Annotated in this window: 27 protein-coding genes; 12 read left to right on the forward strand and 15 right to left on the reverse strand. The window is 62.7% G+C overall.

The window, feature by feature from the left end:
* Positions 1-2 precede the first annotated feature (2 nt).
* The 3 genes from C5J24_RS16355 to C5J24_RS16365 all read right to left on the reverse strand — a co-directional run bounded on the left by C5J24_RS16355 (position 3) and on the right by C5J24_RS16365 (position 3,189).
* Positions 3-920: an ABC transporter permease subunit gene (locus C5J24_RS16355; RefSeq protein ID WP_105419324.1), complete on the reverse strand. Its 918-nt coding sequence runs from the start codon at positions 918-920 to the stop codon at positions 3-5.
* Positions 921-923: 3 nt separating this feature from the next.
* Positions 924-1,814 (reverse strand): carbohydrate ABC transporter permease, encoded by an 891-nt coding sequence (locus tag C5J24_RS16360; protein WP_105419326.1) that lies wholly within the window; start codon positions 1,812-1,814, stop codon positions 924-926.
* A gap of 67 nt (positions 1,815-1,881) precedes the next feature.
* Complete coding sequence (locus C5J24_RS16365) at positions 1,882-3,189, reverse strand: extracellular solute-binding protein (protein WP_105419641.1); 1,308 nt, start codon at positions 3,187-3,189, stop codon at positions 1,882-1,884.
* A 212-nt stretch (positions 3,190-3,401) separates the two neighbouring features.
* Here C5J24_RS16365 and C5J24_RS16370 point away from each other — a divergent pair, with 212 nt between their 5' ends.
* Positions 3,402-4,556, forward strand: a complete 1,155-nt coding sequence (locus C5J24_RS16370) for an ROK family transcriptional regulator (protein ID WP_105419328.1) — start codon at positions 3,402-3,404, stop codon at positions 4,554-4,556.
* A gap of 14 nt (positions 4,557-4,570) precedes the next feature.
* Here C5J24_RS16370 and recQ read toward each other — a convergent pair whose 3' ends face one another.
* Positions 4,571-6,430, reverse strand: a complete 1,860-nt coding sequence (recQ, locus tag C5J24_RS16375; RefSeq protein WP_105419331.1) for a DNA helicase RecQ — start codon at positions 6,428-6,430, stop codon at positions 4,571-4,573.
* A 212-nt stretch (positions 6,431-6,642) separates the two neighbouring features.
* Here recQ and C5J24_RS16380 point away from each other — a divergent pair, with 212 nt between their 5' ends.
* Complete coding sequence (locus C5J24_RS16380; protein ID WP_205836951.1) at positions 6,643-7,788, forward strand: NAD(P)-binding domain-containing protein; 1,146 nt, start codon at positions 6,643-6,645, stop codon at positions 7,786-7,788.
* Between the two features lie 6 nt (positions 7,789-7,794).
* Here the strand turns inward: C5J24_RS16380 and C5J24_RS16385 are convergent, their stop codons facing one another.
* From C5J24_RS16385 to C5J24_RS16420, 8 genes are all read right to left on the reverse strand, one after another.
* Positions 7,795-8,178: a DUF983 domain-containing protein gene (locus C5J24_RS16385; protein ID WP_105419645.1), complete on the reverse strand. Its 384-nt coding sequence runs from the start codon at positions 8,176-8,178 to the stop codon at positions 7,795-7,797.
* 126 nt (positions 8,179-8,304) lie between these two features.
* Positions 8,305-9,708 carry a PLP-dependent aminotransferase family protein gene (locus tag C5J24_RS16390; RefSeq protein ID WP_105419333.1) on the reverse strand — a complete coding sequence of 468 codons (1,404 nt, stop codon included), beginning with the start codon at positions 9,706-9,708 and terminating at the stop codon, positions 8,305-8,307.
* A gap of 146 nt (positions 9,709-9,854) precedes the next feature.
* Entirely contained in the window at positions 9,855-10,256 is a 402-nt protein-coding gene (gene mnhG / locus C5J24_RS16395; RefSeq protein WP_205836952.1) for a monovalent cation/H(+) antiporter subunit G, read from the reverse strand.
* A complete protein-coding gene (locus C5J24_RS16400) occupies positions 10,253-10,534 on the reverse strand; it encodes a K+/H+ antiporter subunit F (protein ID WP_046636911.1) in 282 nt (93 codons plus the stop codon). Before C5J24_RS16400 ends, mnhG begins: the two co-directional genes overlap by 4 nt.
* Complete coding sequence (locus tag C5J24_RS16405; protein WP_105419335.1) at positions 10,531-11,007, reverse strand: Na+/H+ antiporter subunit E; 477 nt, start codon at positions 11,005-11,007, stop codon at positions 10,531-10,533. Before C5J24_RS16405 ends, C5J24_RS16400 begins: the two co-directional genes overlap by 4 nt.
* Positions 11,007-12,638, reverse strand: a complete 1,632-nt coding sequence (locus C5J24_RS16410) for a monovalent cation/H+ antiporter subunit D (protein ID WP_105419337.1) — start codon at positions 12,636-12,638, stop codon at positions 11,007-11,009. Before C5J24_RS16410 ends, C5J24_RS16405 begins: the two co-directional genes overlap by 1 nt.
* Positions 12,635-12,973, reverse strand: coding sequence for a Na+/H+ antiporter subunit C (locus C5J24_RS16415; RefSeq protein WP_046667993.1), 339 nt, complete (start codon positions 12,971-12,973; stop codon positions 12,635-12,637). Before C5J24_RS16415 ends, C5J24_RS16410 begins: the two co-directional genes overlap by 4 nt.
* On the reverse strand, positions 12,973-15,894 hold the full coding sequence (locus C5J24_RS16420; RefSeq protein ID WP_105419647.1) for a monovalent cation/H+ antiporter subunit A: 2,922 nt from the start codon (positions 15,892-15,894) through the stop codon (positions 12,973-12,975). The genes C5J24_RS16415 and C5J24_RS16420 overlap by 1 nt, the downstream gene beginning before the upstream one ends.
* A 91-nt stretch (positions 15,895-15,985) precedes the next feature.
* Here C5J24_RS16420 and C5J24_RS16425 point away from each other — a divergent pair, with 91 nt between their 5' ends.
* On the forward strand, positions 15,986-16,297 hold the full coding sequence (locus C5J24_RS16425) for a helix-turn-helix domain-containing protein (RefSeq protein ID WP_105419339.1): 312 nt from the start codon (positions 15,986-15,988) through the stop codon (positions 16,295-16,297).
* A 63-nt stretch (positions 16,298-16,360) separates the two neighbouring features.
* Here C5J24_RS16425 and C5J24_RS16430 read toward each other — a convergent pair whose 3' ends face one another.
* Both C5J24_RS16430 and C5J24_RS16435 read right to left on the reverse strand, forming a co-directional pair.
* Positions 16,361-18,256 (reverse strand): bifunctional sugar phosphate isomerase/epimerase/4-hydroxyphenylpyruvate dioxygenase family protein, encoded by a 1,896-nt coding sequence (locus C5J24_RS16430; protein WP_105419341.1) that lies wholly within the window; start codon positions 18,254-18,256, stop codon positions 16,361-16,363.
* Positions 18,257-18,467: 211 nt separating this feature from the next.
* Complete coding sequence (locus C5J24_RS16435) at positions 18,468-19,109, reverse strand: alpha/beta fold hydrolase (protein WP_105419343.1); 642 nt, start codon at positions 19,107-19,109, stop codon at positions 18,468-18,470.
* 170 nt (positions 19,110-19,279) lie between these two features.
* Between C5J24_RS16435 and C5J24_RS16440 the strand changes: the two genes are divergently transcribed.
* From C5J24_RS16440 to C5J24_RS16450, 3 genes are all read left to right on the forward strand, one after another.
* The gene (locus tag C5J24_RS16440; RefSeq protein ID WP_105419345.1) at positions 19,280-19,981 is read left to right on the forward strand and encodes a DUF899 family protein; all 702 of its coding nucleotides are present in this window, start codon (positions 19,280-19,282) and stop codon (positions 19,979-19,981) included.
* An 85-nt stretch (positions 19,982-20,066) separates the two neighbouring features.
* Entirely contained in the window at positions 20,067-20,456 is a 390-nt protein-coding gene (locus tag C5J24_RS16445) for a DUF1236 domain-containing protein (protein ID WP_105419347.1), read from the forward strand.
* A gap of 155 nt (positions 20,457-20,611) precedes the next feature.
* On the forward strand, positions 20,612-20,854 hold the full coding sequence (locus C5J24_RS16450) for a DUF982 domain-containing protein (RefSeq protein ID WP_007772754.1): 243 nt from the start codon (positions 20,612-20,614) through the stop codon (positions 20,852-20,854).
* A gap of 33 nt (positions 20,855-20,887) precedes the next feature.
* On the opposite strand, the gene C5J24_RS16455 is transcribed toward C5J24_RS16450, so the two are convergent.
* Positions 20,888-21,529 (reverse strand): ChrR family anti-sigma-E factor, encoded by a 642-nt coding sequence (locus C5J24_RS16455; protein WP_105419349.1) that lies wholly within the window; start codon positions 21,527-21,529, stop codon positions 20,888-20,890.
* 341 nt (positions 21,530-21,870) lie between these two features.
* Between C5J24_RS16455 and C5J24_RS16460 the strand changes: the two genes are divergently transcribed.
* The 6 genes from C5J24_RS16460 to C5J24_RS16485 all read left to right on the forward strand — a co-directional run bounded on the left by C5J24_RS16460 (position 21,871) and on the right by C5J24_RS16485 (position 26,209).
* Entirely contained in the window at positions 21,871-22,908 is a 1,038-nt protein-coding gene (locus C5J24_RS16460; protein ID WP_105419649.1) for a cysteine synthase A, read from the forward strand.
* Positions 22,909-22,933: 25 nt separating this feature from the next.
* On the forward strand, positions 22,934-23,671 hold the full coding sequence (locus tag C5J24_RS16465) for an alanyl-tRNA editing protein (protein WP_105419351.1): 738 nt from the start codon (positions 22,934-22,936) through the stop codon (positions 23,669-23,671).
* 25 nt (positions 23,672-23,696) lie between these two features.
* Positions 23,697-24,563, forward strand: a complete 867-nt coding sequence (sseA, locus tag C5J24_RS16470) for a 3-mercaptopyruvate sulfurtransferase (protein ID WP_105419353.1) — start codon at positions 23,697-23,699, stop codon at positions 24,561-24,563.
* Between the two features lie 5 nt (positions 24,564-24,568).
* Complete coding sequence (locus tag C5J24_RS16475) at positions 24,569-25,126, forward strand: GNAT family N-acetyltransferase (RefSeq protein ID WP_046668066.1); 558 nt, start codon at positions 24,569-24,571, stop codon at positions 25,124-25,126.
* Positions 25,126-25,593, forward strand: coding sequence for a hypothetical protein (locus C5J24_RS16480; RefSeq protein WP_105419355.1), 468 nt, complete (start codon positions 25,126-25,128; stop codon positions 25,591-25,593). The genes C5J24_RS16475 and C5J24_RS16480 overlap by 1 nt, the downstream gene beginning before the upstream one ends.
* A gap of 112 nt (positions 25,594-25,705) precedes the next feature.
* Positions 25,706-26,209: a DUF1203 domain-containing protein gene (locus C5J24_RS16485; protein WP_105419357.1), complete on the forward strand. Its 504-nt coding sequence runs from the start codon at positions 25,706-25,708 to the stop codon at positions 26,207-26,209.
* Positions 26,210-26,215 lie beyond the last annotated feature (6 nt).

Raw genomic sequence — 26,215 nt, forward strand, 5'->3', positions numbered from 1 at the left:
CGCTATTTCTCCGAAAGCACGAGGCCCTGCACCAGATACCGCTGTAAGAGCGCGATCATCAGGAGGGGCACGAGGGAAACGATCACGGCGCCCGCCATGATCATCGGAAAGTCGGGCACGGTGCCGTCCGAATCCGGCAGCAACCGCGCCAGGCCAACAACGGCGGTCTGCATGTCGGGCGTCGAGGAGGCCACAAGCGGCCAGAGATACTGCGTCCAGCCGCTCAGGAAGGTCAGCACGAACAGCGCCGCGAAACTGGTGCGCGACAGGGGCAGCAGGATATCGAACATGAAGCGGACTGGCCCCGCCCCGTCCATGCGGGCGGCCTTGAACAAATCTCCCGGCAGGGTGCGGAAGAACTGACGGAACAGGAACGTGCCGGTGCCGTGCGCGGCAAGCGGCGCGATGAGGCCGAAATGGGTGTTCAGGACGCTCAGTTCGAGCTGGACGGGCGCTCCGAAGAGTTCCGAGATCACACCATTCAAGCCCGTCACGTCGAGCAACGCATTGATCGGCGAGAATATGTTCGACGCCACCTGATAGGTGGTGATGACACGGATATCGACCGGCAGCATGATGGTGGCGAGGATCAATACGAAGGCGACGCCTGCCCAGCGGATGCGGAAATAGACGATGGCATAGGCCGACAGGAAGGACAGGATGCAGGTCGCGATCGCCAGGCTGAACGCCACGGCGAGGCTGTTGAACATCTGGATCGGGATGCGCGTCTCGGTGAAGATGCGCGCCGCATTGTTCAGGAACTGGTCGCCGGGGTACCAGGCAAACCCATTGCGCAGCAGGAATTCATAGGATTGCGATGCCGTCGCCAGCGTCAGGTAGAGCGGGCCGAGGATATAGAGCATGCCGACCAAGAGGATCAGGCTCGCGGCGATGTTGAGGGAGCGTGCGTTCTCGATCATCTGTCAGCGCTCGTAGTTGATGCGCCGGCCGAGGAAGACGAACTGGGCGGCGGTGAGAAGGATGACGAAGACCATCAGGATCGCGGTCTGGGTGGAGGCGCCTGACAGATCGTAGCCGCTGAAACCATCCTTGTAGATCTTGTAGACGAGCAGCGTGGTCGCGCCGCCCGGACCGCCATGGGTGATCGTGTCGATCAGCGCGAAGGCGGAGGTGACGCTTTCAGTGAATTCCAGCACCAGCGTCAGGAAGAGCTGCGGCATGATCAGCGGCAATTGCACATCAAAGATCCGCCGCCAGGGCCCTGCCCCGTCCATCGCCGCCGCTTGGTGCATGGTGCGGGGGATCGATTGCAGTCCTGCCAGGAGGATGACGAAATTGAACGGGATGCCTCCCCAGACATGCGCGGCGATCAGGGTGATGAAGGCATCCGTGCCATCGATGCCGGGCGCCCAGATGCCGGGAAAGGCCTGGTTGAGCGGCGCCAGGATGCCGACGAACGGATTGAAGACGAAAGCGAACACGACGCCGATCGAAGCGCCCGCGACGCCCTTCGGCCAGACCAGCACGTTGCGGGCCGGCAGTGACAGGCGAATCTTCCGGTCGGCGGCGACCGCGAGGATCAGCGGGACCAGCACGGCGAGCGACGATCCGGTCACCATGAACAGGATGGTGCGCCAGCCTGCCTGCCAGAACTCCCGGTCGGAAAGGACGCGGGCGAAATTGTCGAGGCCCACGAACATCGAACCGCCGCCGAACGGCTGTTCGAGAAAGAAGGACCAGTAGAAGGCCTGGAAGATCGGCACGTAGAAGAAAAGGACGATCAGCAGCATGAACGGCGCGACCAGCAGGGCCGGCAGCCAGCGATTGCTGAAGAGGGTGGATTCAGAGGTCATGGGAAAAGCCCGAAGTGAGGGATCGGCACGGACAGGTTTTGTCCCGCCCGCGCCGATCAAGCTTGGATCAAGGCAGCTTGACGCCCTTGTAGGTCTGCTCGAAGCGGCGCAACAACTCGTCGCCACGCTTCTTGGCGTTGTCGAGCGAGACCTGCATGGTCTGCTGGCCGCCATAGGCCTTCTGGGTCTCTTCCATGAAGATCTCGCGGAACTGCACGTAGAAGCCGAGGCGAATACCGCGGCTGTCGGCGGTCGGTGGCTGGTTCATCGACTCGATGCCGATGGCGGCAGTCGCGTATTTCGCGGCCTTGGCGTCGCCGCTGTTGTTGATCGCCTCGAGCACGTCGTTGGTGACGGGGACGTAACCGGTCGCCGCGGTGAATGCCATCTGCTGTTCCGGCTTGCGCAGGAAGTCGAGGAAGGCCTTGGCGCCATCGACCTGAGCCTGGTCATGGCCCTTCATCACGTAGATCGAAGCGCCGCCCACCAGCGTATTGTGGCGATCGTAACCCTTGTACATCGGCGCCATGTTGACGCTGAGCTGGTACTTGCCGTCGAAGGCCTTGGTGGAGGCGGCGTAGGAGCCGGAGGAGCCTTCCATCATCGCGCATTCGCCGGCGTTGAAGGCGGCGGTGTAATTGCCGGCCTTGGTATCGGCGTTGAGCTTGACCAGGCCTTCCTTGCGCCAGTCCACCAGGTTCTGGAGGTGCTTGGCGGCGAAGGTGGTGTTGAAGACGTATTCGGCGTCGAGGCCATCATAGCCATTGTGCCTGGAAGCGATCGGCAGGCCGTGGCGGGCGGAGAACTGCTCCAGCACACGCCAGGTATCGCCATCGGTGACGAACGGGCATGCATGGCCGGCAGCCTTGAGCTTGCGGGCGGCGTTGATCACCTCTTCCCACGTGGTCGGGGTCTGGGTGATGCCGGCCTTCTCGAGCTCGGTCCTGTTCGTATAAAACAGCAGCGTCGAGGCATTGTAGGGCTGTGCGAACAGCTTGCCGCCGGACGTTTCGTAATAGGCGCGGGCGCCGGCGATATAATTGTCCCATTTGACGTCGGGCAGGATTTCCTGGACCGGCACGACGGCGTTCGACAGCATCAGGTCGAGCGTGCCGGCGTCGAAGAACTGGATCAGCACCGGATGGTTCTTGGCACGAAAGGCGGCGATCGCCTTCTGCATCGACACTTCGTAGCTGCCCTGGCCGACGCAGGTGACCTTGTGCTGCGGCTGCGCGGCATTGAAAGCATCGCACTGGGCCTTGATCGCGGATTCGACAGGGCCCGTATTGCCGTACCAGAACTCGATATTGGCGGCCTGCGCGGAACACGCGCCCGCCATCAGGGCGGCAGCCGCCGCCAGAATGGAAATCTTCATCATTTGCCCTCGCCTGTTTGGGTGATCGGCCGAGTGGGATCGGCATCGGAACGCGGCATTACTACACTTTATGTGTAACAATTAAATGACGAAGCGATACCCTTGCCGCGCAAGGTATTTCCATCTAAGCAAAGGAAAACGCGAGGTAGACGGCGGATTACAACCGCGATTATTACACCTCGATGGTAATTGTCGGCGACGGAGGTGGATCAGTGGCCTATTTTCCCGAAGTTCTGATCCCGCCCCAATTCCTGCGCGCAGGTGAAAGCGGCGTCGTTTCGCCGAACGAGCGCAGCCTGCTCAAGCTCATCTGGCGTCACCCCGGTCTCTCCCGCTCCGAAGTGACCGATCATACCGACCTCACCCAGCAATCGGTCTATCGGATCATCGACCAGTTGGCGGAACGCGGCGTCGTCTTGCTCGGCTCTCCAAAACCTGGCGTCGGCCGCGGGCAACCGAGCCCGACGATCCGCCTCAACCCCCGCTACGCCTATTCCTGCGGCATCTCGGTCAATACCGACGTTATCGGCATCTGCCTGATGGACCTTGCCGGCAATATCCTCGCCGAAAGCAGCGTGACGCTGCGCGAACACACGATGGCCCAATCCCTCGATCTCGTCAGGACGCGGCTCGCGGAGGCACAGAAACTCAACGACCTGTCCCCGGAGGCTCTTTTCGCCATCGGCTTCGCAATAGCGGGCTATCATGTCGGAGGAACCCGCTACAATGCGCCCCTGCCGCTGCATGAATGGTCGCTGATCGAACTCGGTCCGCTGCTCGCTGAATATTTCGGCAAACCGGTCTGGGTGCACAATGGCGCCAATACGGGGTCAATCGCCGAAGCGATGTTCGGCGTCGGGCGTTATATCAAGCATTTCGCTTATCTGAGCTTCAACTACGGTTTCGGCGGCGGATTGATCAGCGACGGGGAACTGCTGCTTGGCGGCAATGGCAACGCCGGGGAATTCTCCGGGATCTACGACGCGGAAGAATCGAAACACCGGCCGGCGCTGCAGTACCTGATCGAGCGGCTGAATCGCAACGGTGTCGACGTGCCCTCGATCAGCTACATGCGCAAACATTTCGACCGGAACTGGCCAGGCGTCACCGAATGGGTGGACGAGGTCACGCCCGCCTACAATCGCCTCATCAACGCCATCCGGGCAATCGTGGATCCGCAGGCGATCGTATTCGGCGGCCAAATTCCCCCCGATCTGGCGCAGATGATGGTCGATCGGACGCGCATTTATGATCGACCGCGCTATGGCGTGCACCGCCCCGGCCCCAAGTTGATCATCTCGGAAATCGCCAGCGACGCATCGGCGATGGGGGCTGCCGTTACCCCTTTCCACTCGACGTTCTACTGATAAATGGTTTCTGCTTATCTCTCGTGCGTCCGGATCACCGCCAGGAACGCGTCGCCGTAACGCTCGAGCTTCGATTGCCCTACTCCCGAAATGCCGAGCAACGCATCGCGGCTCGTCGGGCGGGCGGTCGCAAAGGCGACCAGCGTCGTATCCGGAAAGACGACATAGGGCGGCACCGAAAGCTCCTTGGCAATCCCCAGGCGCGCGACGCGCAGTGCCTCGAAGAGTTCGGCATCGGACCCTTCCAGCGCAGATCTTGCGTTTGCCGCGCTCGGCGACGCGCTTCGCGATGCCTTGCCCGTCGTCGGGCGGTCCTTGCGGAAGCGGACCTCGCGTTCGCGCTTGAAGACAGTGCGCGCGCCCTCTTCCAGCTTCAGCGCGCCAAACGCCTCATGATCGACACTGACGAAGCCGGCCGCGAGGAGCTGGCGATAAACCGATTGCCAGGTCTTCGATGGAATATCCTTGCCGACCCCGAAGACCGGCATGTCTGCATGGCCGAAGCGCGTGGTCTTCTCGTTCCGGTTCCCGAGCAGCACGTCGATCAGGTGGCCTGTGCCGAAACGTTCGCCAGTCCGGTAGATCGCCGCCAGCGCCTTGATGGCGGCGTCGGTTCCATCCCAGGTTTCGACCGGCTTGAGGCAGGTGTCGCAGTTGCCGCACTCACCACCATGCACCTCGCCGAAATGAGCGAGGATCGCCTGCCTTCGGCAGCCTGGCGTTTCGCAGATGCCGAGCAGCGCATTCAGTTTGGCGCGCTCGACGCGCTTGATATCGTCGCCCGACGTGCCGCCGTCGATCATCCGGCCGCGCTGGATGACATCGGCCATGCCATAGGCCATCCAGACGTCGGACGGTAGCCCGTCGCGGCCCGCGCGGCCGGTCTCTTGGTAGTAGGCCTCCACCGAACCGGGCAGATCGAGATGGGCGACGTAGCGCACGTTCGGCTTGTCGATGCCCATGCCGAAGGCGACGGTGGCGACCAGGCAGAGGTCCTCTTCCTTCAGGAACGCGTCCTGATTGGCATCGCGCATGCTGCGGTCCATGCCGGCGTGATAGGCAAGGGCGCGAATACCCTGGCCGTTCAGCCACTCTGCCGTATCCTCGACCTTGGCCCGCGACAGGCAATAGACGATGCCGCTCGACCCATTGTGGCGGGAGAGAAAACGCAAGAGCTGCTGGCGCGGCTGATCGCGCTCGACGATCTCATAGGCGATGTTCGGTCGGTCGAATGACGTTGTGAACACTTCGGCCGAGCGCAGAGCGAGCTTGTCGATGATGTCTTCGCGCGTGTGGGGATCGGCGGTCGCCGTCAGCGCCATGCGCGGCACGCCCGGATAATATTCTGCTAGATGGCCGAGCTCGCGATATTCCGGGCGGAAATCGTGGCCCCATTGCGAGACGCAATGTGCCTCGTCGATCGCGAACAATGCGATCCTTGCATTGCCGATCATCTCCTTGAAGGCCGGCGTGACGATGCGCTCGGGGGTCACATAGAGGAGATCGAGATCGCCGTTGGTGATCGCCCGGCGGACATCGACGAATTCTTCGCGTGTCAGCGAGGAGTTGAGGGCGGCGGCGCGCACGCCGAGCTGCTTCAGCGCCTCCACCTGGTCGCGCATCAGCGCGATCAGCGGCGAAACGACGATGCCGACGCCATCGCGGCAGAGGGCGGGGATCTGGAAGCAGAGCGATTTGCCCGCACCGGTCGGAAACAGCACCACGGCATCGCCACCCGATACGACCTGCTCGACGACAGCCGCTTGTTTCCCCCGGAACGACGAATAGCCGTACACACGCTTCAGCACGTCGAGCGGATTTCTCGTGCCTTGTCTGTCAAACAGGGGATCGATGCGGTCTGGGGTCGGTGGCATGGAATCGCTTTCGTCGGAAGGACCGCACTATGGCACAGGTCCGGCGGCCAGAGCGAGCACCTGGGGCACTCGACCATGGGTGTCCCTATATGAAATTGAGGCCCGGCAGCTCTCCCGGCGCCCCTGCGGCCCGTTTTGCTTGAAGCGCCTTTCGTGGCCGTATAAGCCTCGTCTACCCACCCCTCGCCCCGTCAATGGCATGGATATTCCGCATGGCTGCAGACCCCGAACCGGATCACCTTGCTAACGACGGACCCAAGCACGCCCGGGTGGCAGTCAAGGTCGATATCGTCGTGATCGGAGCGGGTCAGGCGGGCCTGTCTTCGGCCTATCACCTGCGGAAACTCAGCCTTGCGCCGGACAGAGACTTCGTGGTCTTCGACCAGTCTCCGGAGCCTGGCGGTGCCTGGCAGTTTCGCTGGCCGTCCCTGACGCTCGCCACTGCCAACCGTGTCCATGATCTCCCCGGAATGCGGTTCGAGGAGGTAGTCGATACTTCAGCCAATCTGGTTAAAGCATCGGTCGCCGTGCCGCAATATTTTGCGGCCTACGAAGCGGCCTTCGATCTGCGCGTCCATCGTCCCGTCAAGGTAACGGTCGTCTGCCCCAGGGGCGACCGGTTGAGGGTCGAAACCGACCGCGGTGCCTTTTCGGCGCGAGGCTTGATCAATGCCACCGGCACATGGGAATCGCCCTACATTCCCGATTATCCCGGCGCTGACCGTTTCCATGGGCGGCAGCTCCATACGCGGGATTATCGCACCGCCGAGGAATTTGCCGGACAGCATGTCGTCGTGGTCGGCGGCGGGATTTCGGCGATCCAGTTGCTCGACGAGATCTCCCGCGTCACCTCGACCACCTGGGTGACGCGACGGGAGCCGCAATTCCGCGACGAGCCCTTCACCCCGGAGGTCGGGCATGCCGCCGTAGCGCTCGTGGAAGATCGTGTTCGCCAGGGCCTTCCACCGGGATCAGTGGTTTCGGTGACCGGCCTGCCCGTCACGCCGGCGATCCAGGCGGCGCGCGAACGAGGCGCGCTGAAAAGGTTGCCGATGTTTTCCGAGATCACCGAACACGGGATACGCTGGACGGACGGGTCCGAGCAACGGGCCGATGTGATCCTCTGGTGCACGGGCTTTCGCAGCTCGCTCGATCACCTCGCCCCGCTGCAACTGCGCGAGGCGAGCGGCGGCATCCTGATGACCGGTCGGCTGGCGACGCAGGTCGCCAAGGACCCGCGCATCCACCTGGTCGGCTACGGCCCATCCGCTTCGACGATCGGGGCGAACCGTGCAGGCAGCGCAGCCGCGCGGGAATTGAAAACTTTCCTCGACGCTCCAGTCAATCTCGGCAAATGATGCGACCTAGCTGGCGCGTCTCACCAGCTTTCCTTCTTCCGCCTTGTAGAAGTACTGGCTCGCCACCAGCCAACCCTTCAGCGGCCGAAGCGGCGGGATGCAGGTGAGAAGCATGAAGGGCAATGTTACCAGCAGGTGAACCCACCAGGCCGGCTGATACTGCACTTCCAGCCAGACGCCGAGAAGCACGCTCGGCACGCAGGCAAAGCACATCACGAAGAAGGCCGGGCCGTCGGCGGGGTCGGCGAAGGAATAGTCCAGTCCACAGGCTTCGCATTTCCGGCTGAGCGTCAGGAAGCCGTCGAACAGATGCCCCTGACCACAACGCGGGCAGCGCCCGCGGATACCGGTCTGCATGGGAGGGAGAGGAGGCCATTCGTGATCCATGATCATCGTCCTTGGGAGCAAAGCGATCAAATCGTATTGATTGCAGTCATTATATAGATTGATGCATTCAATGAGTCGATTAGCCAGAATGCCGCAGGCATTCCGGCCATGGATCGCAGAGAGGAGAGATCAGAAGAAGGAGCCGGCCATTTCGGGCGAGCTTTGCAGCGCATGTCCCATGAATTCCAGAGCAGCCTCGAGCGCCGGCCGCTGGATGGGACCGCCGAGGCATACGCGCACCGCTTCCGGAGCCAGGCCGTCGACGCAGAAGGCGTCACTCGCCACAACGCCGATGCCGGCGGAACGCATGTGGCTGCCGAACGTCGAGCGGGTCCAGCCCTGTGCCAACGGCAGCCAGATGTTGAAGCTGAGCGGGTCGCCGCGATAGCTGCCCTGCGGCAGTATGTTTGCGACCAGCGCCTGTCGGGCCATCGCTTCGGTCCTGACGAAGTGCAGGATGTTGTCGGCCGTGCCATCCTCGATCCAACGGGTGGCGAGTGCTGCCGACAGCGGCGACGCCATGACGTTGTTGGCGCGCATGGCGCTGACGAAGGGCCACGCGGCCCTGGTATCCGGGGCGACGACATAGGCGAGCCTGAGGCCGGCGCCGAGAGATTTGGAAAGCCCGCCGATATGCCAGGTCAGGTCCGGAGCGATCGCCGCCAGCGGTGCCGGGGCGCGCAGGGGAATGAATCCGTAGGCATCATCCTCGACGATCGGCACGCCATATTTTCGCGCCACGGCGCAGATCTCCTCGCGACGCCGTTCCGGAACGGTTAGCGTCATCGGGTTCTGCAGGATCGGATTGAGATAGAGTGCCTTCGGCTTCTTCTTCTCGCAGGCCTCGGCAAAGGCTGCCGGCAGAATGCCCTCCTCATCCATCGGCAGGCCGACAAGGGTCAACCGCAGTTGCGCGGCGATCGAGCGCATGCCGGGATAGGTGATGTTCTCCGACAGCACCGTCTCGCCCGGCTTTGCCAGCATGCCGAAGATTGCCAGCAGCGCCGGATGCGCGCCGGGGGTGAGGAAGATACGCTCCTGCGACGGAACCAGACCGCGCCGGCCGAGCCAAACCGCCGCCGCATCCTTGTCGACGCCGGCACCGCCGAAACTCTGATAACGCAGCAAAGGCACGAGGTTGGTGGCGACGGTGGTCAGCCCGCCTTGCATCCGGCCAATCAGTTCCGGATCGTCCGGCTCCGGCGGCATGTTCATGGAAAAATCAACGATCGAGGCCCGGCGCGGATCCGGCGCGGCGTCGGAGACGAAACCCCGGCGCTCCTTGTCGGCACCGCCGGTCACGAAGGTGCCGCGCCCGACATGCGAACTAACCAGACCACGCTTCTGGGCTTCCAGATAGCCGCGCGCTACGGTGGTGAAGTCGACGTTGAGCACCTTGGCCAGCTCGCGCTGCGGCGGCAACCGATCACCGATCACGAGGTTGCCGCTCCGCAAATCCATCTCGATGACATCGGCGATGGCCATGTAGCGCGGGGAGCGGCTACGGGTGAGGTCAGGCTTCCAGGTCTTCATCCGTGGCGTCCGATAATTAGTCCTGGATTGACTGTATATTGTTGCTCAGTGAGTCTGTCATCAGGAAAAAGCGGACATCGCACTGCTGCCCGCAGACCGGAGATGTCGACCATTGCCGTCCACCTTCGCCGACCAGTTGAAGCGCCCTACCCCCTCCGGGGATCGCTCTCGCCCAGAACCTCCCCGGCGGGCTGGCTCCTGTTCGGCTTGTCCGGAACATTGCCGTTGCCTTCCGCACGGTCACGGTGAAGGGCTGCGCGCGCCAGCAGCATGAAGGTGATCGGCGTCGTCACCGTCACGAAGATGCCGATCAGCAGTTCGTGGAAGACCGGACGCCCCGAGGACACCGTGAAGAAGATCATCGAGGCCAGCATGACGCCGCCGATCCCCCAGCTGGTGCCGAGCGTCGGCGCATGGATGCGCTCGTAGAAGGTCGGCAGGCGCAGGAAGCCGATCGCACCGATCAGCGCCAGGCCGGAGCCGATCAGCAGGAAAAACGCGACCGCAATTGCTGCCCAGACGGGCATGTCGGCGGCAGACTGCATCATTCGATCACCTCCCCGCGCATCAGGAATTTCGCGAGCGCCACGGTCGCCACGAAGCCCAGCATGCCCATGACCAGCGCCGCCTCGAAATAGATCACCCTGCCGGTGCCTATGCCGAAGGTCACCAGGAGCAGCATCGCGTTGATGTAGAGCGTATCGAGGCCAATGATGCGGTCCTGCGCCCTTGGACCCCTGAACATGCGCAGCGAGGCGATCGCCATCGCCGCGGCCAGCATCAGTTGCGCGATCGAAACCGCACTGAAGAGAATGATGGCGCTCATGCGAATATCTCCATCAGCAGCTTCTCATACCTGTTCTTGATCGTGTCCCGCCATTCCGCCTCGTTGTCGATATCGAGCACATGCAGCAGCACTGTCCGGTCGTTGGAATCGTATTCCAGCCAGGCGGAGCCCGGCGTGCTGGTCAGCACCACGGCGAGTACCGCAATCGCCGTGTGGTTCTCGATGTCCAACGGGACGGTCAGGAAGCCTGGATTGTGGCTTCGCCGGCCGCTCCTGAGAATAATCCGCGCCACGGCGATATTCGATTTGACGATATCGTAGAGCACGATCCCGAACAGTTTCGGCAGCAGGTACCATTTGGCGAGCCTCGGCTTGTCCGGGCGCAGCGACGCCATCGCCCATGAGGAGAAGACGGCGACCAGGACGCCGAGCACGAGATGGCCGGGCGTGAAGCCGTTGAGCAGCAGCCACATCAGGATCAGCGACAAGGTGAGCAGCGGATAGGGCAGCATCACTTGCTCCCTGCGTTCGCCGAGGGGACGCCGTCATAATCGGCAACGGGCGCTGCGTTGCGCACAGCGTCGATATAGATCCTCGGGTCGCTGAGGCTGCGGATCGTGGTGTCCATGTACTGCATCGCGGGTCCGGCCTGGACAGTCAGAGCCAAGGTCAGGAAAAGCAGGAACATCACCGGCACGATCTCGATAACGAGGACGCGCGGCACGGTTCCCTCAAGTGAGCTCCAGAAGGTGCGGATGCCGGCGCGCGTCATCGATATCAATGCTGCGATGCCGGAGAGGATGACGAGGAAGACCAGAACCCAGACGGGCGCCGTCGGCGGCACGCCGATCGCGCCGGTCCCCATCATCGCCGACAGCATCGCGAACTTGGCGATGAAGCCGGAAAGCGGCGGCAGGCCGGAGAGAAGGATGCCGCAGGCGGCAAAGCAGATGCCGAGGATCGCCATCGTGCCCGGCATGGTGACGCCGTCGCCTTCCTCCGGCTCGTCGTCGTCCGCGTCACCATAGGCCTCCATGGTGACGGCAAGCACGATCGCGCCGGCATCCTGGCCGCGTTCCACCAGTTCGATCAGCATGAAGAAGGCGCTGATCGTCAGCGTCGAACTGACGAGGTAGAGCAACGCGCCGGACGAGATCGCCCCGTCATTGATGCCGAGCACCATGAGCAGCGTGCCCGAAGAGACCAGAACCGAGAAACCGGCAAGCCTTCCCAGCGCCTGCGACGCCAGCACGCCGATTGTGCCGAAGATCAGGGTCGCGAGGCCTCCGTAGAGAAGCACGTCGGCGCCGAAACCGGCGGAAGGTCCTTCGCCGAAGAGCAGCATGGTCAGCCGCAGGATGATGTAGATGCCGAGCTTGCTCATGATCGCGAATATGCCGGCGACCGGGGCGGAGGCGGCGCTATAGGCGGTCGGCAGCCAGAAGCAGAGCGGCCACATGCCGGCCTTGATGAGGAAGGCGATGCCGAGCACGCCCGCTCCCGCTTCCATCAGCATCCGCCGGTCCGGCTCGATATCGGGAATGCGGGCTGCAAGATCGGCCATGTTGAGCGTGCCGGCGGTGCCGTAGATCAGGCTCACCCCGATCAGGAACAGAAGTGCTGCGGCGAGGTTGACGGCGATATAGTGCATGCCCGCCTTGACGCGCAGCGAACCGGAGCCGTGCAGCAGCAATCCATAGGATGCCGCCAGCATCACTTCGAAGAAGACGAAGAGATTGAACAGGTCGCCGGTCAGGAATGCGCCGTTCAGACCCACCAGCAGAAGCTGGAACATGGTGTGGAAATGCGCGCCGACCGCATGCCAGCGGGCCAGCGAAAAGACCAGCGCAGCGACGGAGAGCAGCGCCGTCAGCAGCAGCATCAGCGCCGACAGCGCGTCGAGAACCAGCACGATGCCGAACGGCGCCGCCCAGTTTCCAAGAAGGTAGACGCCGTCAAAGTCGTTCGGGCCGCTTTCGATCCGCAGAAGCGAGAGCGAGACGGCGACCAGGATCAGCGTCGATGTAAAGCTGATCATCGCCTTTACGACGCGCTGGCGCTCGTCGAAGAACAGCAGGAGCGCGGCGACGACCAGCGGCACCAGGATCGGCGCGATGATGAGGTGATGGGTCCAGCCGCTCATCTCGGATCGTTCCTCCCGTCGACATGGTCGGTGCCGGTCAAGCCCCGGGACGCCAGCAGCACGACGAGGAACAGCGCGGTCGTCGCGAACCCGATGACGATGGCCGTCAGCACCAGCGCCTGCGGCACCGGATCTGCAAGCGTCGAATTGGGAACGCCATCGACGAGGATCGGCGGGACATTGGTCTTCACGCCTCCGACGCCGAAGATGAAGAGATTGACAGCATAGGAGAGAAGCGAAAGGCCGACGATGACCTGATAGGTGCGCGGGCGCAGGATCAGCCAGACGCCGCAGCCCGTCATCACACCGATTGCAGTGGCAAGAACAAGTTCCATCAGCCCTCCTCCGTCCGCGCCGCATCGATCGCCCGCAGGCGGTTGATGCGGATCGACTGGTGCGCCAGCGCCACGAGAATGAGGACCGTGGAGCCGACCACCAGCGAGAACACGCCGAGATCGAAGAGCAGCGCGGTGGCGGCCGGCATCTTGCCGATCAGCGGCAGGTCGACATACTGGAAATGCGAGGTCAGGAACGGGTAGCCGAAGAACCAGGCGCCGATGCCCGTCGCCGAGGCGGTGAGTATGCCCGCCCCCATCCAGCGCAATGGCAGAATGCGCAGGCGATCTTCCGCCCAGCGCGTGCCGCCGGCCAGATATTGCAGCAGGAATGCGATCGACAGCGTCAGCCCGGCCGAAAAACCGCCGCCCGGCATGTCGTGACCGCGCATGAAAATATAAACGGCGAAGGTGATGATCACCGGGAAAAGCCAGGTCATGATGACCGAGGGCACGAGCAGGTAGTCGCGCACCGTATCGCCGGCCGAACGCTCCGGACGATCCTCATCGAAACTGTTCTGGATCCGCTGCTGCTCCGGCAGATCCATGCTGTCATCAGCGGGACGGAAACGGCGAAGCAGCGCGAACACCGTCAGCGCCACGACGCCGAGCACGGCGATCTCGCCGAGCGTATCGAAGCCGCGGAAATCCACCAGGATGACGTTGACGACATTGCGCCCGCCGCCCTGCGAATAGGCGTTCTCGAGGAAATAGTTGGCGATCGTATCCGGCACCGGCATGGTCATGACGGCATAGGCGATGAAGGTCATGCCGATGCCGCAGACGACGGCGAGCGCCAGGTCCCGGAAGCGGCGGAAACGAGCGCGCAGGGTGATGGACTCGGCCAGTCCCTCCGTCCGCTTCGGCAGCCAGCGCAGGCCGAGAAGGATGAGGACGGTAGTGACGATCTCGACGAGGAGCTGGGTGATGGCGAGATCCGGCGCCGACAGCCAGACGAAGGTGATGCAGACGATCAGCCCGACGCCGCCGAGCATGACGAGGGCTGCAAGGCGATGGTATTTGGCGAGATATGCGGTGCCGAAGGCGAGGCAGATGCCAAGCAGCCAGATCGCGGCAAAGGCTAGATCGATGCCGGAAAAGGCGATGTCGCGGGTTTCGAAACCGGAGAGATAGAGCGGCAGGAGCCCGGCGAGGAAACCGGTCGCCACCACCCAGCGAAGCTGCGGTTGGAGATTGCGGGTGCCGAAGCGGCGTTCGAGCGAGCGGGCCCAGCGCCAGGACACTTCCACGAGAACCCGCTCGAAGATACGCTGGCCCTTGAGGTTGCGCAGGATCGGCGGGCCGTCCTCGCAGGTCGCGAGATATTTGCGGAGCGAGAGATAGAGCAGCGTGCCGCCGATCAGCGCAGTCGCGCTCATGATCAGCGGCAGGTTGACGCCGTGCCAGATGGAAAGGCTGTATTCCGGGGTCTCCGGACCCAGCACGCTGACGACGGCTGTATGCAGGAAAGGTCCGATCGAAATCGCCGGAATGATCCCGACGATCAGGCAAGCGACGACGAGAAGGTCGATCGGAAAACGCATCCAGCGCGGCGGCTCATGAGGCTTCGGTTTCGGCAGGTCCGTCGGCGGCGGCCCGAAGAACACCGTGTGGATGAAGCGCAGCGAATAGGCGACGCTGAAGGCGCTGGCGAGGGTCGCCACATAGGGCAGGATGCGGTCGAGTATGGAATCCGCATGGGTTTCGACCGCTTCCGCAAAGAACATTTCCTTCGACAGGAAGCCGTTCAGCAGAGGAACGCCCGCCATCGCGGCACTCGCCACCATGGCAAGCGTGCCGGTGATCGGCAGATACCGGAAAAGCCCGCTCAATCGTCGCATGTCGCGCGTGCCGGTCTCGTGGTCGATGATGCCGGCGGCCATGAACAGCGAAGCCTTGAAGGTCGCATGGTTGACCATGTGGAAGATCGCCGCGACGGTCGCGAGCGGACTGCCGAGGCTCAGGAGCGTGGTGATGAGGCCGAGATGGCTGATCGTCGAATAGGCGAGCAGCCCCTTCAGGTCCTGCTGAAACATCGCGAAATAGGCGCCGAGCACCAGCGTGATGATGCCCGCCAGCCCGACCAGATAGAACCATTCGTAGGTTCCCGACAGAGCCGGCCAGAACCGCACCAGCAGGAAGACGCCGGCCTTCACCATGGTCGCCGAATGCAGGAAGGCCGAGACCGGGGTCGGCGCCGACATGGCATTGGGCAGCCAGAAATGGAAGGGGAACTGGGCGCTCTTGGTCAATGCGCCGAGCAGGATGAAGACCAGGGCCGGCACATAGAGGGAATGGCCGCGGATGACGTCGCCGGCGGCAAGAATCTTGTCGAGGTCGTAGCTGCCGACGATGTTGCCGAGTAGCAGCAGCCCGATCAGCAGGCAGAAACCGCCAATCCCGGTGATCGTCAGCGCCATGCGGGCGCCGTCACGGGCAGCGGCATTGTTGTGCCAGTAGCTGATCAGCAGGAAGGAGAAGATGCTGGTCAGTTCCCAGAACACCGACAGCAGAATGACATTGCCTGAGATGACGATGCCGAGCATCGCGCCCATGAAGGCGAGAAGGAAGGAGAAGAAGCGCGGAACCGGATCGTCTTCCGACATGTAATAGCGGGCGTAGACGACCACGAGAAAGCCGATGCCGGCAATCAGCATGGAGAAGAGCCAGGCGAAACCGTCCATCCGAAGAGTGAAGTTGAGGCCGAGCTGCGGCAGCCAAGTGCCCTCGAAGCGCAGCACGCCGCCATTGGTGACGCTTGGATAGAAAGAGGCGACGATCAACAGGGAGAGGAGCGCGGTGGCGCCGGCCACCCAGGACGGCAGGACGCGCGAACGGGTTCGCAGCAGAGATACGGAGACCAGGCTTCCGAGAAAAGGCAGGACCAGGAGGAAAAGAAGAAGATATGGTCCTGACGTTATCCCAATGCTCCGGCCTTTCCATGTGCTGCGCTTCGCCCAGCGCCTGATGCGAAGATGCCTGCGAATGCCCCATCTAGCAATCGAATCCAAATTGCCATATATGGGAGATGTTGACCAATATGGGCAGTTTGGTGAGATGGGTCAAGCCGCAAAGAACGCAATTTTGACGCCGGCCTTGTGTCGCGCCGCCCGGGGGTTTCTGGATTGGACGCAGACCGATCTCGCCGACCGGTCGGGTGTGTCGCGCAGCACCATCCGCGATTACGAAGGCAGCCGGCACGACCTCCACCGCGCGACGGAGGCGCAGCTGCGCCTCGCCTTCGAAGAGGGCGGCGTCGCCTTCGTCCACATGGAAGGCGGCCATTTCGGCGTCTGCCCGAGAGCTGTGCAGACACCGCAATAGGTCGAGCGGAGCGCGGCCCTGACCGGGCATCACCAGTTGGTGACCAAGCCGTCCCGGCGCCGTTTAAATCCTCGGCATGCCTTCAGGGCGAAGCGCCCTCTTCAGTGCCGCGATCCGGAAGATGGCGTTCGGGGCGCCGTAGCCGCGATAGCCGCGCCGTTCGACGATCTCGAAGAAGAAGCCCTCGCCATAGGTCATGCTGTAAAGCTGGAAATATTCACCGTGCTCGTCGCGGTCGTAGAGGATGTTCTCTTCCTTCAGCCGCTCCGAAAGCTCGGCGTCGAGGCCGAAGCGGGCTTCGACGTCGCCATAGTAGTTGGGCGAGATGGCAAGCGGCTTGAAACCGTTCTTGCGCAGCGCAGCGGCCGTCGCAAAGATGTCGTCGGTCTGGAAGGCGAGATGCTGGACGCCGGATCCGAATTTTTCGGCGATGAAATGACCGGCGAGCGTGCGGCGGTTCTCGGCACCGTTCAAGGTGATCCGCAGCGTGCCGGAGCTGTTTTCGACCACCTGGCTGCGTATCACGCCGGCCGGATCGATGATGTCGACCATCGGCGTCTTTTGCGTCTCGAAGATCGAGGTGTAGAAAAGCAGCCAGGTCAGCATTTCCTCGTAGGCGACCGTCTGGGCGATATGATCGATATGCTCAAGATGCGCCGGCGCCACCTCGGTTTCGCCCTCTTCGTTGACAGGCTGGAAATCGATCTCGGAAAAACGGCCGAGATTGCTCTTGTCGTCGATCAGGTAGACGAGCCCGCCGCCGACGCCGCGGATCGCCGGTATCTCCACCTCGCCCTCCGCCACCTGCTGCCGGAACGGTTCAGCCCCGAGCGCCACCGCCCTTTCGAACGCCTGCCCCGCATCCTCTACGACCAGAGCCATCGCATAGGCAGAGGTGCCGTGGACGGCAAACGAGGCGTTGGCAAATCCCCTTTCGTCGGTATTGACGAGGAGGCGGATATCGCCCTGGCTGTAGAGGCTGACCTTCTTCGACTTGTGCATGGCCGTCTTGCGGAAACCGAGCGTTCGGAGGATCGCGGCAAGATCGGCCGCATCCTTTTCGTCGGAGGAGAATTCCACGAAACCGACGCCCTTGACCGTCGCGCGATCGGGCATGTCGCGGACCGTCAGGCCCGATGCGTTCGGGCTGCGCCGCACCTGGTCGCCGAGATAGATGAGCGATCGGTAGCCGTCATCGGCAATCGCCCGGCTCGACCCGCCACGGAACTGGTCGTTGAAGATTTCCAGCGAGAAATAACCGTCGTAACCGGTCTCGGCGATCGCGGTGGTAAAGGCCGTCACCGGCAGATCGCCCTCGCCCGGCATGTTGCGGAAATGCCGCGACCAGTAGAGCAGGTCCATATCGATCAGCGGCGCATCGGCAAGCTGAACGATGAAGATCTTGTCCTTGGGGATGGAGCGGATCGAATTGATGTCGATCTTGCGCGACAGGGTGTGAAAGCTGTCGAGGATCAGCCCGATATTCGGATGGTCGGCACGCCGCACGATCTCCCAGGCATCGCGGTGGTCGTTGATATGCCGGCCCCAGGCGAGCGCCTCATAGCCTACTCTCAACCCGCGTTTGGCGGCCCGTTCCCCGAGTTCGTGGAAATCGGCCGCCGCCCGGTCGATGCCGCCGAGCGAGACCGGCGAGACGTTGGAGCAGACGAGGACAAGGTCGGTGCCGAGCTCCTGCATGACGTCGAACTTGCGTTCGGCGCGATCGAAGGTGCGACCGCGATGCGTGGCGGGCATGCCCTCGAAATCCCGGAACGGCTGGAACAGGGTGATCTCCAGGCCATGATCGCGGACCATTTTCCCGACATCCGAGGGGCTGCCGTCGAAGGCGAGGAAATCGTTTTCGAAGATTTCAACCCCATCGAAACCGGCCTTGGCAATCGCTTCCAGCTTCTCGGGCAACTCTCCGCTGATCGAAACCGTGGCTATCGACGTTTTCATGCGCTCCCTCCCATATTCCTCGGAACGTGACCGAAGAGGCTCCTCAGATGCACCGGCGAGCGACCTCCCGCTTCGAGCCGGCATCAGCGATGCCATTTTGTACTAAATAGTTCGTAACATCAAATGGGAAGTTTGTGGTCTAGCCATAGTCAGCCTCGACGACAGCATCGAACGCCCCCAGGAGCCGCTGATGTCGGGGCTTGGGCCTCATTCAGGGCTTCAACCGTGCAGTCCAGGCCAGCACGGTTTCCGCCATCGTCGCGAGATGGTCGGCGGCTGAAAGCCCGGAGATCGTCTTGCGCGGCTTCAGGTCGTGGTCGCCATCCTCCAGCCAGAGGATTTCGATGGCTTTCGAGAGTTCGTAGCCGGGCACTTCTTCGCGGGTGCCGAATTCATCGCGGGTTCCCTGGCAGATCAGCGCCGGGGTTCTGAGCCCCTTGAGATGCTGGGTGCGGAGCTGCTCCGGTTTTCCCGGAGGATGGAACGGATAACCAAGGCACAACAGGCCGGCGATCCTGCCCTCCGTGTAAAGCTCGTCGGCGATCATGCTCGCCACCCGGCCGCCCATCGACTTGCCGCCGATGATCAGGGGTCCCTTCGCGTCGAGTTCGGCGATCGCCGCCTTGTATTCGGGATTAAGCGTCTCGGCCCGCGGCGGCGGATTGCGATCGCCGGAGGTACGGCGCGCCGCCATGTAGCCGAATTCGAAACGCGCCACGCGAAAACCCCTGGCCGACAGGGCTTTCGCCGCCGCAGTCATCGCTGCCGAATCCATCGGTGCGCCGGCGCCATGCGCCAGCAAGATCGTGACGCGTGCGTCTTCCGGTCCCTCGATCAGAAATCGCCCTGACATCTTGCTCCCCCAGTTCCGGTTCACTTTTCCCACGCGGCTGTCGGAATAGGCCGCCGGCGCACGTCCTTTATGTGGGCGAGCCCGTGTTCGCCCACAATTCGGCGACTATATCAATATCAATGGGGGCAAGGCCAAGTCTCCTGCCCGACCATTACAGATGGAGGAATGTCATGGATATGCAGAGCCTCACACCAGCAGTCGAACTTGCGAGAAAGAACGGCGTGCACTTTCCCAACGAAAGCGCCGCATACAGGGAGGCGCGGGATGCGCTTCTTGCCGAGGAAATCGAGCTCCGCCGCCATATCGAGCGCGTGGCCGAGCAGCGACGCCATCTGCCGCCGGGCGGGCATGTGCCGAAGAACTACACGTTCGAGGGCGTGAACGGCACGATCTCGCTCGAGGAACTGTTCGGAGACAAGGAAACGCTGGTCATCTACAGCTATATGTTCGGTCCGGAGCGGGAGCGGCCCTGCCCGATGTGCACCTCGCTGCTCTCCTCCTGGGACGGCGAGGTTCCGGACATCCAGCAGCGTGTCGCGTTCGCGGTCGTCGCACGCTCGCCGCTGCAGCGCCTGACCGATTTCAAACGGGAGCGCGGCTGGCATCATCTGCCGCTCTATTCGGATACGAGCGGCGAGTTCAGCCGGGATTACCATGCGCTCAGCAAGGACGGCGGCGATGACGCGGCCTTCAATGTGTTCACCCGCCGGGATGGAACCATGCGGCATTTCTGGAGCGGCGAGATGGGCGGTGCCACTGCCGACCCCGGCCAGGACCCGCGCGGCGCACCCGATCTGATGCCTATCTGGACGATCCTCGACTCTACCCCGGAAGGCCGCGCGCCGCACTGGTATCCCAAGCTGTCCTACTAGGACTGAAGTCCTAAGCGCCCATCGCAGCGGAACGAAAGATGATGCCGCCACGTTCTCCGGCCACTTCAACCGAAAGGAAGTGACCATGAAAAAGCTCATCATTCTCTCCGCCGCGATCGGTCTCCTCGCGACCGGCGCCATGGCCCAGCAGAGCACGGTCAACGGTGCCGTGGGCGGTGCGGTTACCGGTGCAATCGTCGGTGGACCGGTCGGTGCTGCCGTGGGCGGCGTGGTCGGCGCGGTCGCCGGCACGGCGATCGATCCGCCGCCGGAACGGGTCGTCACCTATGTACGCCAGCAACCTGTCCAGCAGTCCGTGGTGGTGCAGGAGCGCGTCGTCGTCGGCCAGCCAATCCCGCAACAGGTCGTCCTCACCCCCATCCCGGAATCGCCGACCTATGCCTATGCGGTCGTCAACCAGCAGCGCGTCATCGTCGATCCGCGCACCCACACTGTGGTTCAGGTCGTCGAATAATCGCCCCGTATTGCTGACCGGAAGCCGTCGTATCGAAAGGTACGGCGGCTCGTTTTTTTGGCCATCGCCTGCCGATGAAATTTTTTTGGCATCCGACGGAACCAATTGCTTGCTTCGTCGTTTTTCAAGGTTGGTATCCAGGGAGGAAACGAAAGATGCCGCAGGCAAGTTGGCAAAAACCGGTGCGCGTCGCCTTCGGGCAACTCGGTACTGAGGTCATCAACGGACCGTTCGAGGCGCTTGCGCTCCTGACGGATCGGTGGCCGGATATGCGCGGACCACACTTTGTCAAGGCGCGCAGCGTCTGCCGGGCAGCGCTCGATGGGCGCAGATCGCCGGAGGAAGCGCGCCAGCAATTCGAAGAAGCGGTCAGCGAAGCGCAACTGCATCTGAACTGAACGAATGGGCCGGCGGTCGCCGGCCGTGATGGTTCAGAGACCGATCAGATCGCCGAAAAGCCGGAGGGTGGAGCCGGAAAGGGCGATCGGCGCGAACAGCACGGAAAAACAGAGACACGGCTCGCGCTTGCCCGCGATCGGCCGATGGTCCAGTGTTTCGTCCGCGATCGAGATATCACCTTTGCCGAAATTGCCGCGATGGTCGCGAAATTCGCCGTCGAGCACCAAGGTCAGTTCAAGCCCCTGATGGCCGTGCTGGGGCAGCGCCCTTCCCGGCCGTACCCACAAAAGGCTCGTCTCGACATCCTTCGACCTTTCGATGACGTGATGGCGCAATCCCGGGAGTTTCGTTTTCCATCTGATATCGGCAAGGTCCGTGCCCGCATAGGCACGCAGCGGCGCGGGGAATTCCGATTTTTCGAAAATCCCGGCAGGAGGCTCCGCCGGCGCGGCAGAGGCGAAGATCTCAGCCAATCGCCGCTCGCGGGCCGACAATGCCACGGGCGGGGTCATATGCAGGATCTCACCGGCAAGGCCCTCCATGAGACCGGCCAGTTTCGCGGCGGAGGCCTGCATTGCCAGATGCGAACCGACGAGAACGTGAGCCGGCTCCGGAAGTGAGCCGGACACGTAATGCGCGATCAGAAGATCCAGCCGTTCAAGGTTCCGCAGCATGTCCAAAATGCCAGTTTTATGCAAAAATCCGGTCAAAGCGAGGTCAACGCGTCGCCGAAAGCGGTTTCGTCTCTGCTTTAACTGTACGTCTATACGCATGGAGAGAAATTTGGATTACTACTTCCAATATAATAGGGCCGATTTTTTTAAGGGCTTGTCGATACATTAGAGGACGGCACTTCGAACCCTCTTTCACTCGCCCCTCGCAACCGCGGATCCGGCCTCGGATAGATGGATTTTACGGGGGCAAACCCTTTCCGGAAACAGAATTTCTTGCCTCCGGGTCCTTGTCCGCCGAAAAGACCCTGTTTACATGTGCGATGAACAAGAAGGCACCCCCGATGACCTCCCATTCCTCCGTCCTCGACGTGATCGGCAACACGCCCCTCATCCGGCTGAACGGCGCTTCCGAAGCGACCGGCTGCGAAATCCTCGGCAAGGCGGAGTTCCTGAACCCCGGCCAATCGGTCAAGGATCGGGCAGCGCTCTACATCATCCGCGACGCTGAAAAGAAGGGGCTCCTGCGCCCCGGCGGCGTCATCGTCGAAGGCACGGCCGGCAATACCGGCATCGGCCTGACCCTGGTCGCCAAGGCGCTTGGCTACCGCACCGTCATCGTCATCCCGGAAACCCAGAGCCAGGAAAAGAAGGACGCGCTGAAGCTGCTTGGTGCCGAACTGGTCGAGGTTCCCGCGGTCCCTTACAAGAACCCGAACAACTACGTGAAAATCTCGGGCCGCCTTGCCGAGCAGCTTGCAAGGACCGAACCCGCCGGCGCGATCTGGGCCAACCAGTTCGACAACGTCGCCAACCGGGAAGCCCATGTCCAGACCACGGCGCCCGAGATCTTCGAGCAGACCGGCGGCGAGGTCGACGGCTTCATCTGCGCAGTCGGCTCAGGCGGTACGCTTGCCGGTGTCGCCCTCGGCCTCAAGGCCCGCAACCCGGACATCAAGATCGGCATCGCTGATCCGGAAGGTGCCGCCCTTTATGAATTCTACGCCCATGGCGAGTTCAAGTCGGAAGGCAATTCGATCACCGAGGGCATCGGCCAGGGCCGCATCACCGCCAATCTCGAAGGTTTCAAGCCGGACTTCGCTTACCAGATCCCGGATGCGGAAGCGCTGCCCTATATCTTCGACCTGGTCGAGCACGAAGGCCTCTGCCTCGGCGGCTCGACCGGCATCAACATCGCCGGCGCCGTTCGCCTCGCCAGGGATCTCGGTCCCGGCCACACGATCGTGACGGTGCTTTGCGACTACGGCAACCGCTATCAGTCCAAGCTTTTCAACCCGGATTTCCTGAAATCCAAGGGCTTGCCGGTACCGGCGTGGCTGACGCAGAAACGGCAGATCGACATTCCCTTCCAGACGGTCTGATACCCTTCAAAGAACAGAGTGATCCATGCCCGTTGAAGCTCTCTACCGCGACGACTTCTATCTATCGACAGCAGAAGCGGTGGTGACGGCCATCCACGAGGACGGCGGCATCGAGCTCGATCGCACCTGTTTTTATGCCGCGTCCGGCGGTCAGCCGGGCGATACAGGCTTTCTCGAACGCGCCGACGGCACCAAAATCCAGCTTGGGCAGACCAGACACGGCGCCACAAAGGATATCGTCCTCCATGTGCCCCTGGAAGGTGAAGCCCAGCCGCTGGTCGGCGAAAACCTGGTCATGCATATCGACTGGCAGCGCCGCTACAAGCTGATGCGCATGCACACCGCCTGCCATCTTCTCTCCGTCGTCTGCCAGTATCCGATCACCGGGGCCGCCGTCGGCGAAGAGGAGTCGCGCGTCGATTTCGACATGACCGACACGATCGACCGGCAGGAGGTAACCGCCAGGCTGATGGAGCTCGTCGGCCAGAACCACCCCGTCTACGTGCAGTGGATCACCGACGAGGAGCTTGCCGCCAATCCGGGCATCGTCAAGTCGAAGAACGTGCGCCCGCCGATGGGTCTCGGGCGGGTCAGCCTCGTCTGCATAGGCGAAAATTCCAGCGTTGACAGCCAGCCCTGCGGTGGAACACATGTCTCCGAAACGCAGGAGGTCGGGGCGATTCATATCGCCAAGATCGAGAAGAAGGGCAAGGAAAACCGCCGGTTCCGCATCCGGTTCGGCGAGCCCGGCGCAGAGGCCTGATATATCGGCCCAAAGGAGATATAACATGAGTGAAACCAGCCGTTTCGTCGTTTCGTCCGAGTGGCTTCACAACGAGCTCGGCAGCCCCGACCTCAAGATCCTCGACGCCTCCTTCTATCTTCCCGCGCAGAACCGCGACGGGGATGCCGAATACGCGGCCGGGCACATTCCCGGCGCCGTCCGCTTCGACCACGACAAGGTCGCCGATCACTCGACCGGCCTGCCGCATATGGTGCCGGCGCCGGACGTGTTTGCCGAGGTAGTCGGCCGCATGGGCATCCGCGAAAACGACCGGATCGTCATCTACGACGGTCCCGGCATCTTCTCCTCGCCGCGCGGCTGGTGGCTGTTCCGGATCATGGGCGCAGGCCAAGTCTTCGTGCTCGACGGAGGCATCGACGGCTGGAAGGCCGAGGGCCGTCCCCTCGAAACGACCGTCCCCTCGCCCGAACCCGTTACCTTCACCCCGAATTTCCGGGTCGACAAGGTGATCGACTTCCAGACCATGCTGTCGATCGTCAGCGAAGGCACGCGCCAGATCGCCGATGCACGGCCGGCCGGCCGTTTCGCCGGCACCGACCCGGAGCCACGCGCCGGCATGCGTTCCGGTCATATGCCGGGCGCGCTCAGTCTTCCGTCCGGCACGTTCTCGGTCAATGGCAAACTGCGTTCGCTGCCCGAGCTGCAAAAGGCGATCGAGGATGCCGGCATCGATTTCGGCCGGCCGGTGGTGACGAGTTGCGGCTCCGGCATCACCGCCGCGATCATCACGCTGGCCCTCGAATCCCTCGGCCATGAGGACAACGCGCTCTATGACGGTTCATGGACCGAATGGGGCAGCCGCCAGGATACGCCTGTGGTGACCGGCCCGCCCTCGCCGAAAGCGGCGTGAGCGCCATGGCCAGGAAGCCCGCTCCGCTGAAAGCCCATGTCACCAGCCTGGAAATGACCGCACCGCCGAAAACAAGCCTGGCCGTGCCGGTCAATATCCAGACGGCGATCATCCGCGCCCCCGAAATCCCGCTTCACTACTATCGCTATCTCTATCGGCAGGTGGGCAAACGCTGGCACTGGTACAAGCGCCTGCGCATGGGTGACGACGAACTGGCGGCCGCCGTCCACAATCCGCGAACCTCCGTCACGGTGCTCTACGTCAACGGCGCGCCCGCCGGCTTTTTCGAGCTGTTCAAGGAAAGCGACGACGTCATCGAGCTCTCCTACTTCGGCCTGTTCGAGCGGGCGATCGGGCTCGGCATCGGCAAGTGGTTCCTGCTCCAGGCGCTCTATGCCGCCTGGCAGGACAATCCGCAGAAGGTGACCGTCACCACCAATACGCTGGACCACCCGCGCGCCCTGCAGCTCTACCAGATGATGGGTTTTTCGCCGGTTTCGACCTATGAAGCGCTGGTTCCGCCGATGACGGATGCCGAGCTCCTGAAAGCGCTCGACGGCTGATGTCGCGATTTTCACCCAAGGCGATGTTGATCGCTTTCGTGGTGATGATGCTCGTCGTCCTCCTGTTATTTATCTCCTGGTGGGTGGTCAGGATCACCCTCTACATTCCGCAAACGGTCGGCATCGACAGGGTCGAAGCCCTTTGTTCGAAGTGGCCGCCGCGTCGGCAGGTGCCCTTTTTCGAACCACCGCGCAAATGGAGCTCGGATTGCGGCGCGGTGCGGCGGCAGTTCGGGTCGCACGTATCCGAAGACACGTTCATCTCCTTCACTTACATCTCCCCCTTCGACAACAGGAGCTATCGCGGTACCCTGCAGCGGAACTGGAACGACCAGAACCAGCCCACGCGGACAGGCGACCGAATCGAGATCGAAGCATCGCGGCTGATGGCTGAAACATTCACCGACTGGTCGAGCTCCAGCATCGCCGCGGAAAACATCATACGCTCGCCGCCCAAAGGCAACTGATACAGCCCGCTGGCGCAACGGATTTCATATTCTTGACCGGAGGCAAGTATCGGGTGGCGAGACGCGTCCTGCAGGCGCATCTGTTGTGCAACACGCACCACAGGAGAGCCCGATGACCATTTCCTTCAAAGCCATGCCCGCCGCCGATGCAGAGCATCTCTGGAAGGGCGGTGCCGACGCCTACGGACGCCAGCCGGAAACGATGACGTCCGACGGCCCCGGTTATCCCTGCCGCCATTGCCTCAAGAATATCGATGCCGGCGAGGAATTGCTGGTTCTCGCTTACCGGCCCTTCCCCGAACTGCAGCCCTATGCGGAAACCGGCCCGATCTTCCTGCACAAGCAGCCCTGCCGGCGTTACGCGGCGGAAGAGGTCCTGCCGCCCATGCTGGCAAGCACGGACTATATCGTCCGCGGCTACGGACGGGACGACCGGATCGTCTATGGCAGCGGCGCGGTGACGCCGACCGAGAGGATCGCCTCGCGCGCCGAGGAACTGCTCGCCCGCGACGACATCGCCTATGTGCATGTCCGCTCGGCCCGCAACAATTGTTACCAGTGCCGGATCGACAAGGTCGAAGTGCCGGCGTTCGCGGACACGGCTCTCGCAATCTGAAACGCG

This window comes from Neorhizobium sp. T25_27 (assembly GCF_002968565.1).
Classification (GTDB): Bacteria; Pseudomonadota; Alphaproteobacteria; order Rhizobiales; family Rhizobiaceae; genus Neorhizobium; species Neorhizobium tomejilense.